The organism is Candidatus Defluviilinea proxima, assembly GCA_016721115.1.
Taxonomy (GTDB): Bacteria; Chloroflexota; Anaerolineae; order Anaerolineales; family Villigracilaceae; genus Defluviilinea; species Defluviilinea proxima.
On sequence record JADKIW010000001.1, the window covers coordinates 1502558 to 1517537 of the forward strand.

Genomic DNA, 14980 nt, shown 5'->3' on the forward strand with positions numbered 1-14980 from the left:
TCTTCAACGCGCTGGAGAGATCCTGGCTCCGTTTGCGAAGGGCACGAATCAACCTGAGACAAATCGGCTGGATGTGCAGATCTCTGCCAGTGACCTTCCCTCTGCCACCTCCGCTCTGGTGAATGCTTCATGGGGATACCTGGCGGCGATCACCGGCATGGACCTTGGGGCGGAAGCGAACGAACTCGAAGCGCTCTATCACTTTTGTGAGGGTGCGGCAGTGACAACGTTACGTGTCCATTTGCCGCGTGAGGGTTGCCCCGAAATCCCATCGATCAGCGAACAGATCCCGGTGGCATCCTTCTTCGAGCGTGAATTAAGCGAGATGCTTGGCGTGGCAGTCGTCGGGACGCCGGACCCGTCTCATCTCTTTCTGCCGGATGACTGGCCCGCTGATGTATATCCATTACGAGAAGGGTTCAGCCCGGAGCAGGCGGCATCCGTTCAACCCACCAAGGTGGCGAAACAAAATGAAGCGGAAAACAAGTTTATCGTCCCGATCGGACCGCAACATCCTGCACTGAAAGAACCGGGGCATTTTGAATTCACCGTGGATGGTGAGATCATCACCGGAGCGCGGATGCGCCTGGGATATGTCCATCGCGGCATTGAAAAAGCCGTCGAACAACGCAACTGGATCCAAAACTTATATCTCTTGGAACGTATTTGCGGCATCTGTTCACACACGCATACCAGTGCCTATGCTCAAGGTGTTGAAAAACTGGCGCAGGTGGATGTTCCGCAACGTGCGCTTGCGATTCGTGAATTGGTCGCGGGTCTGGAGCGCATCCACAGCCATTTGCTCTGGTTGGGTGTGGCGGCTCACGAAGCCGGGTTCGATACTCTCTTCATGTATTCATGGCGTGATCGCGAAACGGTCATGAACCTGTTGGAAGAGTTGACGGGCAATCGTGTCAACTACTCGATCTCTGTGCTGGGCGGCGTCAAGCATGATATTGAAACCAGCCAATCGGCCTTGATCCATAAGGCGCTGGATTATCTCGAAGAGCGTATCCGCTATTATCTTGATGTTGTCACTTCGGATACAACCTTCCTGCAACGTACACGCGGGGTTGGCACAATGACATTGGAAGAGGCGAAGTTCTTCGGCGCGGTAGGCCCCACGGCCCGTGCCTCAGGGGTCAAGCGCGATGTGCGCCTGGATGCGCCCTATGGGGCTTATCAACGCTTCCCGGTCAGCATCATCACAGACGACCGCGGTGACTTGGAAGCCCGCTTCGTTGTCCGCATGAAGGAATTGCTGGTTTCCTGTTTCACCATCCGCACCATTGTTGACAATATGCCATCCGGCGGGATCGCAACGAAGTTTCCGCGTAAGATCCCAGCGGGAGAGACGGTGAGTCGGGTGGAGGCGCCGCGTGGCGAAGCCTTCTACTACATCAAGAGCGGAGGTGGTGAAAGTCCGGTCCGTCTCCATATCCGCACGCCAAGCCTGTGCAATTGGACATCGGTTATCAATAAGGCAGTGGGGCATCAACTTGCCGATGCGCCGATGTTAATTGCCGGTATGGATCCGTGCTTCTCCTGTAATGACCGCATGGTGACCGTCCGCACGAAGGACGACTCGAACACATGGACATGGTCGCAATTACGCGAATACGGCATCAAAAAGTATGAACAAAGAAAGCAAGGATTGCTGACGAAATGACATCCCTTACTGCTCTTCTCTCCATTATGTTCTTTCCAGCGGGCATCACCCTGATCTTGAGCGGCATGCTTTATGAATGGGCAGATCGTAAGTTGGTGGCACGCTTCCAGAATCGTATCGGTCCGCGCTGGTTCCAGCCGTTTGCAGATACCATCAAGCTGTTGGTCAAAGAGGAAATCAAACCGCAGAGAATCAATAGTTTCCTTTTCTATGGTCTTCCCATCATCGCACTGACTGGCGCTTTGACCGCTGCACTGTACGCGCCGATCCTGGGTTTGGAGCCAATCCATTCCTTCCCCGGCGATCTGATCGTCACGCTCTACCTCCTGTCACTGCTGACCATGTGCATGGGGCTCGCAGGATGGAACGGCTCGAACCGTTTTTCCATGGTAGGCGCAACACGTACCTTGACCCAACTCTTTGCCTATGAGGCGCCTTTTCTGCTTGCCTTGTTGGGACCGGCGATTGTGACAGGCTCGTGGATGATCAAAGATGTTGTTGCCTATGCTGGAAATCATTGGCTGATCCTGACCCAGCCGGTGGGCTTCTTCATTGCATTGATCGGTTTGATGGGCAAGCTCGAATTACCACCCTTCGATGCCCCCGAAGCCGAGACTGAAATTGTCGCAGGTGCATTGACCGAGTATTCCGGGCGAGGCCTGGCTTTGTTCCACATCGGCAAATCGGTGGAATTGGTGGTGGCGGTCAGTCTGGTCACGGCCTTCTATTTGGGCGGCATTGGCAATCCGCTTTTCTTCCTGTGCAAGACACTTGTGATCGTCTTTCTTATGGCAATGCTCCAGGCCTTGTTGACCCGCCTGCGCATTGACCAGACCGTTGGCATGTGGTGGCGCTTCGGCGCATTGCTTGCCCTCTTCCAAATTCTGATCCTTGTTCTCCTGAAAGGATGGCTGGCATGAGAATCGGTTCCATGTTCAAGGATATTTTGGTGTCCTTTTTCTCCGCCCCGGTCACGGAAAAATATCCATTTGAAAAACCCACAACCGCAGACCGCTTTCGCGGAAAACTCTTTTTCGATCCAACCAAATGCACGGGCTGTAACTTGTGCTCGAAGGATTGCCCTGCAAACGCGCTTGAGATCGTCATCCTGGACCGCGCTGCGAAACGCTTTGTCGCGCGTTACAACATGGACCGCTGCGTTTATTGTGCGCAGTGCATTCAATCCTGTAAATTCAAGTGTCTGGGCTTGTCGAAGGATGATTGGGAATTGGCGTCCCTTCACAAAGTGAACTTTGAGGTGCAATATGGAAAGGAGGAGGACATTGCCAGCCTCCTGGAAAGAAATGCTGCTCCATGCGTTGAACCCGTCCGGACAGAGTGATCGCTTCAAACTCCCCCGAACCTGCCTCATCGGAATCGGCAGTGATCTACGCGGAGACGACTCTGTCGGCGTGATCGTGGTGCGCCGTCTCTTGGCAGATCAACATCTCAACAGCACACCGAACCTGCTCATCCTGGAGGGGGGCTCTGCCCCTGAAAATCTCACGGGCAAATTACGTACCTTTCATCCCGATCTCGTTCTGTTTATTGATGCTGCCCATTTGGATGAGCCACCCGGCACCATTCAACTGATTCCCATTGATGCCATTGATGGGATGAGTGCATCCTCTCACTCCCTTCCTCTTTCCATGTTGGCGCGTTACATCACCTCAGAATTTGGCAGTCAGGTGATAGTGCTCGGCATTCAGCCTGCACAAAATGAGTTTGACACAGACCTGAGTGCTCCCGTCTCTGCAGCGGTGGAGAGTATAGTACACCTGATGGGTGATCTTTTTGTGTAAACTGTTGCCGTGTCCAATGCCCTGTGTCACAATACTGGTGAAGCGCAAAACCGAATCGGTCGTGGTCCAATTGGCCTGGCAACGTACAGATCGTTTCTGAACGAGATGACATTGGATCTTTGTTCACGACTTTGACAGATGAAGGTCAGAGCTTGATGCGTGCGGCAATGAGTCAGATGAACTTATCGGCGAGAGCTTATCATCGCATTCTGAAACTGGCGCGGACAATCGCAGATTTGGCTGGAAGCGAAGAGATTCAGTCGTTACATTTGGCAGAGGCTTTGCACGCTTCGCAGTATCGTTCGAAGATCATGATGGGGTCATAAAACCCAAATATTCAGGCTTAGGATACAAGACGTAATGGGGGAATGGTTGTTATGGTTATAAAAGCAGAAAAATACCGGTTGATTTTCACATAATCACATTATTTTCCATTATCCTTCACATATCCTTCACACTCGTTCCGTTTTCGAACGGGTGTTTTGTCGATTTCAGACCTTCTCAAACGACTATTCAATAAAAAGGAGTCTACAATGAAATTTTTATGTCTTGTACATGAGGAGCCAGATAATGGCCTGGGACCTCAGACGGAAAGAGAGGCACAGGAGCTCGTCAATGAGCACCTAGATTACGACGAAACCCTGCGCCAGAGCGGACATTGGCTCTACGCCCAGGCCCTGCAGCCTGTGGAAACTGCCACGACCGTGCGTGTGCGAAATGGGAAGACTTCCATTACAGACGGTCCCTTCGCGGAGACCAAGGAAGTCCTTGGGGGATTCGTGATGATCGAGGCAAGGGATATGGAGGAGGCAATCCAAATCGCAGCGGGGATTCCCTCAGCCCGTATGGGATTCATCCATGTTCGAAAAGTTCACAAGTTTAAAAACTCGTAGGTAATTTTGTCGATTTTGAGCTTTGTCAAACGACTATTCCGTGAAAGCAAACTCAAATCTACTTACAGGAGTACACAATGAAATATCTATGTCTGGTCTATTTTGATGGGAAGGTACTTGACAACATGTCGGAGGCCGAAAAGAACGCCTTTGATAACGAGTCGCTGGCTTATGACGAAGAACTTCAGCGCAGCGGCCATTTCATCGCTGCCGAGGCGCTTGAGTCTGTAAAGTCTGCTGTTACCGTGCGTATGCGCAGTGGGAAGATCTCCACCACGGATGGTCCATTTACTGAGACCAAGGAACAACTGGGCGGATTCATCCTGATCGAAGCCCGGGATTTAAACGATGCCATCCAGGTCGCCGCAAAGATTCCGCTGGCCCGTTTCGGCGGCATTGAAGTCCGCCCCATCTGGGAACTCACGAAGAAGTAGGTCCATATGATGCTGAAGAACAAGAATGCGATCATCTACGGCGCGGGCGGCGCTGTGGGCCGAACGGTGGCCCTGGCCTTTGCCCGCGAGGGCGCGAACGTCTTCCTCGCAGGCCGCACGCTGGGGAAAGTCAATGACGTCGCGAAGGAAATTGCCGATCTGGGTGGGTCCGCCCAGGCCGCGGAAGTCGATGCGCTCGATCAGACATCCGTGGAGAAGCATGCAGCGGACATGGTCAAAAAGGCCGGCAGTCTGGACGTCTCCTTCAACTTGATCTCTCTGGCAGATGAACAAGGTACCTTACTTGTGGATATGACCCTGGATGAATTTCTGGTCACACCTACCATCGCCTTGCGCACACAGTTCCTGACGATGACGGCTGCGGCACGGTATATGACAAAGCAAAAGTCCGGCGTGATCCTGGCGCTGACCGCCAATGTCGCACGTATCCCTTCTTCTTATTCCGGCAACTTTGGGATCGCCTGTGCGACGATTGAAGCCATGTGCCGCCAGGTTGCTGTGGAAGTCGGGCAGGATGGCGTGCGCGTGATCTGTCTGCGTTCTGCAGGCTCACCGGATGCGCCCGGCGTACATGAAGCCTTAAGCATTCATGCAAAAAATGCCGGCATGACCTTCGATGAATTCCATACCTACGCGGCACAGGGGTCCATGCTCAAACGCATGCCCTGGATGGCGGAGATCGCAAACGTCGCGACCTTCATGGCATCGGATGGTGCCAGCGCCATGACCGCCACGGTCGCAAACTTAACCTGCGGCGCCATCGTCGATTAAAATCACAAGGAGAAACCATGATCAAGATCACTGAACCAAAATTAGTGGAACGTCCCGAGCAGCATTATGTAGCCATCCGCAAATTCGTCACGATGGCGGAAATTGGCCCCACCTTGCCTCCCTTGAGCGGCGATGTCTTTGCCTGGCTGGCAGAAAAAGGCATTCAACCATCGGGCGCAGCCTTTTGGCGCTATAACGTTGTAGAGATGGATAAGAAACTTGAGATCGATGTGGCTGTGCCTGTCGCTTCACCGATCAAAGGGGAGGGCGAAATTATTGCAGATGTACTCCCAGCTGGCACCTATGCGTTGATGCTGCATACCGGTCACCCCGATGAACTGGAAGAAGCCACCGCAAAGCTATTGGATTGGGCAACCAGGAATAACATCCAATGGAAGATGAACGGCGAACGCTGGGGCGGGCGCGTGGAATGGTATTACTCCGATCCGGGGATCGAGCCCGATATGACCAAATGGGAGACGGAACTCGCGTTCCTGACTGCCTAATTTGAGTATGAGCGAGGACGCGCGCAAAGATGTACGGGAGAAGGTTGATGAAATCTATCGCCTTGAATCACGCCGCGTCCTCGCTACGTTAATTCGTTTGTTGGGGGATTTCGATCTTGCAGAAGAAGCCTTGCACGAAGCCTTTACGACAGCGTTGGAACAATGGGGGCAGGAAGGCCTGCCGAAAAATCCGCGTACCTGGCTGGTTTCCGTGGGCCGCTTTAAAGCCATCGATAACATTCGACGGCGCGCACGCTTTGATTCCTCGCTTGCACAGATCGCAAATGAATTGGGGCCAACCACGGAAAATCCATTTGCAGAGGATGATGAAGATATCGAAGATGAACGCCTGCGGTTGATCTTCACCTGCTGCCATCCTGCCCTATCCCCGGATTCACAGATCGCGTTAACGCTTCGTACGGTTTGCGGATTCACCACCGAAGAGATCGCGCATGCCTTTCTCACGCCCTCGCCGACCATCGCACAACGCATCGTGCGCGCCAAGTCCAAGATCCGTGACGCACACATCCCCTATGAAGTCCCATCGCATACAGAACTTCCTGATCGCCTTGATTCTGTTTTGCACGTGATCTATCTCGTATTCAATGAAGGTTATTCCGCATCCTTCGGGGATTCGCTGACCCGTCACGATCTTTCCGCTGAAGCGATTCGGCTTGGAAGGCTTTTGGTTGAATTATTACCCGAACCCGAAGTGGTTGGATTGCTGGCCTTGATGCTCTTACAGGAATCGCGGCGTGCCGCGCGGACCTCCCCAACGGGAGAACTGATCCTGCTCAACGAACAGGATCGTACGCTGTGGGATCGCGCACAAATCACCGAAGGCCTGAGGCTTATTCAACAAGCCCTCGCCTCCCGTCGTTTCGGTCCATATACCATTCAAGCGGCGATTGCTGCGGTCCATGCACGGGCCGCACGTGCGGATGAAACCGATTGGAATCAGATCGTGGCGTTATATGACATTTTGATCCAGGCGGAACCCTCGCCAGTCATTGAACTAAATCGCGCCGTCGCGATCGCCATGCGAGATGGCCCTCAAGCGGGCTTGACCATCATCGAAGACATTTTTTCTCGCGGCGACCTCTTGGAATATCACTTCGCCCATTCAGCACATGCTGATTTATGCCGAAGGTTGGGAAAATTGGAAAAAGCGCGTGCTTCCTATACGCGCGCACTTGAACTGAGCCAGCAGAGATCTGAACGCGAATTCCTTGAACGAAGATTAAGAGAGTTATAAAATAACGCTTTATAAAATAGATATGCGCGTCGGGGAGATACGGCTATTTTGCAAGTTGCAGGATGAAGGTCAGAGTTTGATGCGTGCGGCAATGAGCCAAATGAATCTATCAGCGCATCCTGAAACTGGCACGCACCATTGCGGATCTGGCGGGGAGTGATGAGATCTAATCCGCTCATCTAGCAGATGCTTTGCAATATCGTCCGAAATTGATGATGGGATAAAGAAATAGCCCCAGCCAACGGATAAAAATTTATGCTAAGAATAAATTATGTTAGTCGTTGAAGGTCACCCAATGCGGCTTCGATTTCTTCAACCGTAACCAATCGATCATCATTCACATTTTTAAGATTGCCATCTTTTGCTTTTTCAACAGCGATATCATGTATCGTCATATTACGCGTCGCCGCCTCTTTGACCAGTTCTGCCCCCTGACTGTACCCGATCAGCGGATTCAGCGCCGTCACTACAATCGGGTTTTGTGCCAGCCAGCCTTCTGCTTTTGCCCGATTTGCAGTGATTCCGTGCACCGCCCGATCAGTGAATGCTTGAACAGAACCAATTGTGATCTGCATCATTTCGAAAAGATTATGGGCAATAACCGGCATCATCACATTCAACTCGAGCTGCCCAGCCTGACTTGCCAATACGATGGTTACGTCGCATCCGATCACCTGAAACATTGCCATATCAAGCATCTCCGCCATAACCGGATTGACCTTGCCCGGCATAATACTGGAGCCAGGTTGTACTGCTGGCAGGCGGATCTCATCCAGCCCGGTTGCGGGGCCAGATGAGAGCAGACGAAAATCATTGGCGATACGGATAAGGGTCAGAGCCAGAGTCCGCAGTGATGCTGAGAAAGCTGTTGCATCAGCCATTGATTGCATGGATTCAAATAGATTATCAGACTCATACAGTTGCAGATTGGTTAATTCAGATAGTTTTTGAATCATCTGTCGGCGATAGTCAGGATGCGCGTTCAATCCCGACCCGACAGCTGTGCCGCCAATTCCCAGCCGTCTCAACCCTTCAGCAGCGTACTGAATCCGCTCCACATCCCGCTCGATTGCTTTGGCATATGCGCCGAATTCCTGCCCCAATCGGATCGGAACGGCATCCTGTAAATGGGTACGCCCCGATTTGACGATGTTGTCGAACTCGCTGGCTTTAGCCATTAATGCGCCAGATAAATTGTTTAGTGTGGTGAGCAATTCATCCAAACGCCACAAACAGCCCAGACGGATGGCGGTTGGAATAACATCGTTTGTAGATTGCGCCATGTTGACATGATCATTTGGATGGACACGATATTCCCCGAGTTTTCCACCCAGAAGTTGCGAGGCACGATTGGCGATCACTTCATTGATGTTCATGTGATGGCTGGTTCCCGCGCCCGCCTGAAATGGATCAACAACAAAATGCTCGTTCCATTTCCCGTCGATCACTTCTTGTGCAGCCTGGGCGATGGCGTTCGCCTTTTCTGAGTCAATCATCCCCAAGTCTTTGTTGACCTCGGCAGCCGCTCTCTTGATCACACCTATTGACCAGATAAATGCCTGACGAGGCTTTAGCCCTGATACGGGAAAGTTCTCGATTGCGCGTTGGGTCTGTGCGCCATATAGAGCGTTTGATGGAACAAAGACTTCGCCAAGCGAGTCGTGTTCAACACGATTGGAAGTTCCTTGTGTGTAAGCCACTTAGCTAATCTTTTCCAGGCATATCGGTCGGTTGGGTGTTTGGATTGTTGATCTCAACCACTGGTCCGCCATCATCCTGCCAGCGCAAGTTGTCTTCAGTCACAACTTTTCTTTTTTTTGTTTCGGACTTACTATCTGGATATTCGTTGGTAATTATCTGTCTGAGATAATAAAATAATTTAAAATTAAATATAGAAAATTTATTTTTCATTTTTATCCTCCAGGGCTGTCATTCATAGCGAGTATTTCACTGGGCGACTGTTGTTCCGATATTTCACTGTCAAATGCGTCAGGAATCTGTATAGCTTCATCCAACAATACCCCGTTTGTGGTGATAATTTTTAAATCTTTTTCTTTCATCACATCACCAAACGTATCATATGCCGCCCAACGCACCGCTTCAGCCATCGTAGGATACGGCAGCATTGCTTCAGCCATCTTCTTAGCCGTCAGACCAAAGCGCATCGCGTAGACTATGGGCGCAATCAGTTCACCTGCATTCGCGCCGAGAATATGCCCACCGAGTATTTTTCCATCTACATCTACCAGAAGTTTTACGCTGCCGAAGGTTTGATCGTTGGCGATCGCGCGATCGAGTTTGTTGAAATATGCACGTCCTACACGATACTCAATCTCGGTTTCCTTTAAGTCCGCCTCTGACATGCCTACTCGCGCAAGTTCGGGATCGGTGAATGTCACCCAAGGGATGACGCGATCGTCAAATGCTTTTGGCTTTCTGGCAAACACATTATCCGCAACCAGTTTGCCCTGATCCGATGCGACATGCGTGAATTGATATTTGCTGGCAATATCACCGGCAGCCCAGATGTGCGGCACATTTGTACATAAGGTTTCGTCGGTCGTAATGCCTTCGTTAGTATATTGAACACCAGCCACCTCAAGATTGAGCTCGTCCAACGCAGGTCGTCGCCCAACTGCCACCAAAAGTTGATCAGCTGTAAGATCTTCTTCCTTGCCATCTGTACCATGGATATGAATATGTTTGCCGTGCTCATTGGTCTCGCCGCAATGCATCTCGGTACCAAATTCCAATCGGATGCCTTCCGCAGTAAGCTGCGAACATAACAGCATTGCAAGCTCGGGATCTTCACGCGGTAAAGGCTGCTTGCCATGTTCAAGGACAACCACCTGCGAGCCAAGGCGGCTGAACATCTGCGCAAACTCCAATCCGATAGGACCGGCGCCGATTACTACCAGACGCTTTGGCAGTTCGGGCAAAGACACGGCTTCCACATTGGTGATGTATCCGGTTTCTGCCAGTCCCTCAATATCCGGAATCAAGGCAACCGTGCCGGTCGCGATGAGGAATCGCTTCCCGCGTAATACCTCGCCGTTCACAAGGATTTCATGTGGTGACGTGAACATCGCTTGTCCCATGAACAGGTCAATGCCTTGCGCTGTGATACCTGCGCGGGCTTGTTCAAGTGTGCCGCCGCGAATAGTATCCTGCACCTGCCGCACATGCGCCTGCACCGCTTCCCAGTCGGCTTTGGCTTGTGGGATTCGTAAACCAAGTCCGGTGGCGTGCTGGGCATGGTACAAGACCGAGGCGGTGTGCAAAAGTGTTTTTGTTGGATCGCAGCCATAATTAAGACATGTCCCGCCCAACTTATCACGTTCGATCAACGCGACACGCTTGCCGGATCCTGCTGCATTACCAGCAGCAGTACTGCCTGCACCGCCTGCTCCGATCACAATTAAGTCATATTCGTTTTTTGTCATTGATTTTTTAGCCTGTTCCTAACGGTGATTGTAGAACTCGACTTGCCAGCGCCACTCACTCCCATCTTCTGCATTCCACCATTGGATTAATACGCCGACTTCACCTCCGGGTAATAGTACGAGTCGACCAATGTCCTTTTTGATCGGCCAGCGATCCTGACGTGTTATTCGATTCCCTCTGCGGATCAGAACTGTCATTGGTCGGTCTGTAGTCTGCGCTAAATCCTGACCGTAAGCTAGGCGACGGCCCTTATCACTCCGAATCTCAACTGTGAGTGATGAAGGTGGCGCATGCACGATAAGAGTGTTCGTGGCTGCCAATCTGCCGCGAGCAAAGGAAATACCCGTTGCGCCAGCTTGGGGATACCAGAGATCCCAGAGTTGAAGATGTTTACTTTTAATCATAGATAGAATCTCATAGTCGAAGCAGATATATCCCAGAGTTCAGTCAGAGTTTTATTCCGTTGTTTTATCGTCGAAGTGTTCGTTGTCCTTTTCCGCTTCGGCGCGTGTATGGTGGATAACGCCATCCCGATGATTCGGCGGCGAATAAAGGGTATAGAGTTTCATTGGAACAGTACCGGTATTGATGATGTTGTGATTCGCTCCGGCGGGCACGAGCACAGCAAATCCCGCGCTGATCGCTGTGCGAACACCATCAAGAACAGCCTCTCCTGTACCTTCCTCCACCCGAAAGAACTGATCGAGTGTATGCACCTCCATCCCGATCTCCTCTTTTGGCTTCAACGCCATTACAACGAGCTGACAGTTCTTGGCAGTGTAAAGTACCTGGCGAAAATCTTCATTCTTGACTGCAACATTTTCGATGTTTTGTATATAACCTTTCATGGTAACTCCTTTAGTTAGTTGACGATTTTGACCTTCTTGTTGTTTGGTTTGCTTCAGTGCTGCGTTTAACACGCATTCCAAGAAGACGCAACTTTTTTTGGCACACCTTGGTCAGAGTTTCGTACAGCCAATATGCCCACTAATACTAGTAGCTAAAGCCTAAACTCATCATACAGCGAACACACTTCAGCCGTATCCATCGGTCGGCGTATGTTCACTTCCGCCACTTGGGGGAGATTTAAAGTATCAAATGACAGCGAAGTAGTTATTGCAATTCGTCAATCTCTCTAACCACTCCGTTGCGTGAATAACATGACCTTCCGTATCGCATCGATCTAAGGTGGAAGTGGCTTGAAACATCAATAACTCGATATTCTGGGTCGCTTTTTGATATTTCCAGTTGAGATGGCCCTCCTCTCAATCCAGTGTATGATAAATTTAGGAAATAACTTTCAAGACAAACCTTCTTTCCCTCGCTAGTTAAGCGCCGTAACTCAGCAGGCCGTGGCGTCGTATAATGGATATATGCCTGTGCCAATTCTGGCCACTAAACTATATGTCCCTCCGCCTCGGCCCAAGGCTGTTTCTCGCCCTCGGCTGATCGAGCGGATGAATGAGAGTTTACAGCGTACAGCAGGCATAACACTGATCTCTGCTCCGGCTGGTTTCGGTAAAACAACGCTGGTCAGTGAATGGGTTGCTACGTGCGAGAGACCAGTTGCATGGTTGTCGCTGGATGAAGGGGATAATGATCCGGTACGTTTCATTTCTTATCTAATAGCGGCATTGCAGACCATCAAGGAGGGAATCGGCGAGAGCCTCCTGGCTGGGCTCCAAGCATCTCAACCACAGCAAGCCGAAGCAATTTTGACAGCCCTGCTCAATGAAATTTCCATCATCCCCGAATATTTTCTTCTCGTCCTTGATGACTACCACTCGATTGATTCTCAAGCGGTGGATCAAACCCTGACCTTTCTGGCCGAGCACTTGCCGCCACAGATACATTTGGTCATTGCCACACGTGAAGATCCATCATTGCCGTTTGCCCGGTATCGCGTCCGGGGCCAGTTGACTGAACTGCGTGCCGCCGATTTGCGTTTCACTCCTGCTGAAGCCGCCGAATTTCTCAACCGTGTGATGGGACTGAATCTCTCTGCCGAAGATGTTGCCGCGTTGGAAGTCCGCACCGAAGGCTGGATCGCCGGTCTGCAATTGGCGGCGCTTTCCATGCAGGGTCACGCTTCGCACGATGCGGCCAGCTTTATCAAATCCTTCACGGGCAGTCATCGTTTCGTGCTGGATTATTTGATCGAAGAGGTGTTGGGACAACAGTCGGAGAAGATTCAAGCCTTTCTGTTGCACACCTCCATTCTTGATCGCATGTGTGGCCCGCTTTGTGATGCCGTCCTGCTTACCCTGTCTGCGTCTGGGCAGGAGATCCTTGAATATCTTGAACGCGCAAACCTATTCATTGTCCCTTTGGATAATGAACGACGTTGGTATCGCTATCACCATTTGTTCGGCGACTTGTTGCGCCAGCATCTTGGTCAGTCACGGGAACTTCCCGACTATCATCTACGTGCCAGCGAATGGTATGAGGCCAATGGTGACCTCGCTCAAGCCTTTCACCATGCCCTTGCCGCTAACGATTTTGAGCGAGCGGCAAGTTTGGCCGAAGCCGCCTGGCAGGGAATGGAACGTAATTTCCAGACCCTTGCCTGGCTGGGTTGGGTGAAAAAATTACCCAACCCAACAGTTTGTTCTCGTCCGTGGTTGTGTGTGCAAATGGGTTGGGCATATTCGGATGTGGGGGAGACGGAGGAGAGCGAAACTTCCCTGCAAAATGCCGAGCGAGCAGTAGCAGGCATGGAGGCGCAGGAGGCGTTCAAGTCCATACCAGGGAATATTGCCTTGATCCGCGCGGGTAATGCCCAAATCGAGGGCGACCTTACTGAAACGGTGAGATATGCCGAACTATCCATTCAACTCGCTCCCGAAGATGATCACATGATCCGTGCCCAGGCCGCCATCACACTGGGGTTTACCCATTGGGCAGTTGGCAAAGTGGAAGCCTCGTTGCAAGCCATGCATACGTGGATGGCCGACATGCAAAAATTGGGCAATCAGATGTATGTGATTGCCAGCGCTTTTGTTGTAGCGGATATGCAGGTGGTATTAGGTCGCTTGGGCGAAGCTGAAAAGGCTCTCCGACAAACCATTCAACAGGCTGAGACACTTGGCCAAGAAGCAGAAGTGGTCACTGCCCATCACCATTTGGGATTGGCGATGCTTGCTTATGAACGGGATGATGATGTTGCCTTCGCCCGGTCTCTACAGATCGCTACGGACTTGGGTCAGCGGACGACTTTGGTAGATTGGCCTCATCGTTGGAATCTCGCTCAAGCCCGCCTCAAAGAAGCGGACGGGGAATTTGAGTCAGCGCTTCAATGTTTGGACGACGCTCAGAGAGGCTACGTCAAAAACCCGATCCCCATCCTACATCCGATCGCGGCCCACAAGGTGCGCGTCTATCTTAGACAGGGTCGCTTGGATAAGGCACAGGCTTGGGATCGAGAACGCAGCCTCTCGGTCCAGGATGAGGCGAGTTATTTAGGCGAGTACGAACATCTCACGCTGGTGCGGTTGCGGTTGGCAGAGGGTTCCTTTGCTGGAGTCCATGAATTGCTTGAACGCCTGCTGACATTGGCCGAATCGCAAAAACGGACGGGGAGCGTGATCGAGATCCTGTTGACGCAGGCGCTTGTTCATCAGGCACAAGGTGACCAATCACGAGCGCTTGCCGCACTGGAGCGCGCCCTGACACTGACCGAGCCTGAAGGATACATCCGCACTTTTGTAGATGAAGGCGAAGACATGCAATTGTTGATTTCAGATTTCCGATTGACGATTGCAACTCAGACCCATGCTCTGCTTGGATATGTTGACCGAATTCTGGCTTGCTCTCCACAACATCAAAAGCAAGAATCAAAAACCGTAAATCAAAAATCGGAAATGGAAGACCCTTTGAGCGAACGTGAGTTGGAAGTGCTCAAGTTGCTCCGAAGCGAATTAAACGGACCAGAGATTGCCCGGCAATTGATCGTGTCTCTCAACACCTTGCGCACCCATACAAAGAATATCTTCAACAAACTAGGGGTCAACAATCGTCGGGCGGCCGTCCGCCGTGCCGAAGAACTCAATCTGTTCTAACAAACTTGATCTTTCCAAACTAACTCCAGCAATCTGCTGGAGTTTTTGTTTTCTGTAAATCACCACATCAATCACATCATGTGGTGATGACGTCTCACCACGTCCAACGGTATCTTATGGCCCACGA

15 protein-coding genes and 2 pseudogenes are annotated in these 14980 nt (G+C 51.4%); 12 read left to right on the forward strand and 5 right to left on the reverse strand.

Features of this window, described 5'->3' with window-relative positions; genetic code table 11:
* The first annotated feature begins 325 nt into the window (after window positions 1-325).
* The 11 genes and pseudogenes from IPP66_07080 (at window position 326) to IPP66_07130 (ending at window position 7521) form a co-directional block, all read left to right on the forward strand.
* Window positions 326-1669 carry a nickel-dependent hydrogenase large subunit gene (locus IPP66_07080; protein MBK9925042.1) on the forward strand — a complete coding sequence of 448 codons (1344 nt, stop codon included), beginning with the start codon at window positions 326-328 and terminating at the stop codon, window positions 1667-1669.
* Window positions 1666-2589 carry an NADH-quinone oxidoreductase subunit H gene (locus tag IPP66_07085; protein ID MBK9925043.1) on the forward strand — a complete coding sequence of 308 codons (924 nt, stop codon included), beginning with the start codon at window positions 1666-1668 and terminating at the stop codon, window positions 2587-2589. The genes IPP66_07080 and IPP66_07085 overlap by 4 nt, the downstream gene beginning before the upstream one ends.
* 11 nt (window positions 2590-2600) lie before the next feature.
* Window positions 2601-3011 (forward strand): 4Fe-4S binding protein, encoded by a 411-nt coding sequence (locus IPP66_07090; protein ID MBK9925044.1) that lies wholly within the window; start codon window positions 2601-2603, stop codon window positions 3009-3011.
* Window positions 2953-3471, forward strand: coding sequence for a hydrogenase 3 maturation endopeptidase HyCI (locus IPP66_07095; protein MBK9925045.1), 519 nt, complete (start codon window positions 2953-2955; stop codon window positions 3469-3471). Before IPP66_07090 ends, IPP66_07095 begins: the two co-directional genes overlap by 59 nt.
* A gap of 146 nt (window positions 3472-3617) precedes the next feature.
* Window positions 3618-3797: pseudogene (locus IPP66_07100) on the forward strand (magnesium chelatase).
* Between the two features lie 207 nt (window positions 3798-4004).
* Window positions 4005-4364 (forward strand): YciI family protein, encoded by a 360-nt coding sequence (locus IPP66_07105; GenBank protein MBK9925046.1) that lies wholly within the window; start codon window positions 4005-4007, stop codon window positions 4362-4364.
* Between the two features lie 77 nt (window positions 4365-4441).
* The gene (locus tag IPP66_07110) at window positions 4442-4798 is read left to right on the forward strand and encodes a YciI family protein (protein MBK9925047.1); all 357 of its coding nucleotides are present in this window, start codon (window positions 4442-4444) and stop codon (window positions 4796-4798) included.
* Window positions 4799-4804: 6 nt separating this feature from the next.
* Window positions 4805-5590: an SDR family oxidoreductase gene (locus tag IPP66_07115; protein ID MBK9925048.1), complete on the forward strand. Its 786-nt coding sequence runs from the start codon at window positions 4805-4807 to the stop codon at window positions 5588-5590.
* A gap of 17 nt (window positions 5591-5607) precedes the next feature.
* On the forward strand, window positions 5608-6096 hold the full coding sequence (locus tag IPP66_07120) for a GyrI-like domain-containing protein (protein MBK9925049.1): 489 nt from the start codon (window positions 5608-5610) through the stop codon (window positions 6094-6096).
* A 7-nt stretch (window positions 6097-6103) separates the two neighbouring features.
* Window positions 6104-7351 (forward strand): RNA polymerase sigma factor, encoded by a 1248-nt coding sequence (locus IPP66_07125; protein ID MBK9925050.1) that lies wholly within the window; start codon window positions 6104-6106, stop codon window positions 7349-7351.
* A 107-nt stretch (window positions 7352-7458) separates the two neighbouring features.
* Window positions 7459-7521: pseudogene (locus IPP66_07130) on the forward strand (hypothetical protein).
* Window positions 7522-7620: 99 nt separating this feature from the next.
* On the opposite strand, the gene IPP66_07135 reads toward IPP66_07130, so the two are convergent.
* From IPP66_07135 to IPP66_07155, 5 genes are read right to left on the reverse strand one after another with little or no spacing between them, the layout of a single operon-like run.
* Complete coding sequence (locus IPP66_07135) at window positions 7621-9051, reverse strand: aspartate ammonia-lyase (protein MBK9925051.1); 1431 nt, start codon at window positions 9049-9051, stop codon at window positions 7621-7623.
* Window positions 9052-9055: 4 nt separating this feature from the next.
* The gene (locus IPP66_07140) at window positions 9056-9262 is read right to left on the reverse strand and encodes a hypothetical protein (GenBank protein MBK9925052.1); all 207 of its coding nucleotides are present in this window, start codon (window positions 9260-9262) and stop codon (window positions 9056-9058) included.
* 2 nt (window positions 9263-9264) lie between these two features.
* On the reverse strand, window positions 9265-10794 hold the full coding sequence (locus IPP66_07145; protein MBK9925053.1) for an FAD-dependent oxidoreductase: 1530 nt from the start codon (window positions 10792-10794) through the stop codon (window positions 9265-9267).
* A gap of 18 nt (window positions 10795-10812) precedes the next feature.
* Window positions 10813-11199, reverse strand: a complete 387-nt coding sequence (locus IPP66_07150) for a hypothetical protein (protein MBK9925054.1) — start codon at window positions 11197-11199, stop codon at window positions 10813-10815.
* Window positions 11200-11250: 51 nt separating this feature from the next.
* Entirely contained in the window at window positions 11251-11643 is a 393-nt protein-coding gene (locus IPP66_07155) for a cupin domain-containing protein (GenBank protein MBK9925055.1), read from the reverse strand.
* A gap of 525 nt (window positions 11644-12168) precedes the next feature.
* On the opposite strand from IPP66_07155, the gene IPP66_07160 reads away from it, so the two are divergent.
* Window positions 12169-14853, forward strand: coding sequence for a helix-turn-helix transcriptional regulator (locus tag IPP66_07160; GenBank protein MBK9925056.1), 2685 nt, complete (start codon window positions 12169-12171; stop codon window positions 14851-14853).
* Window positions 14854-14980 lie beyond the last annotated feature (127 nt).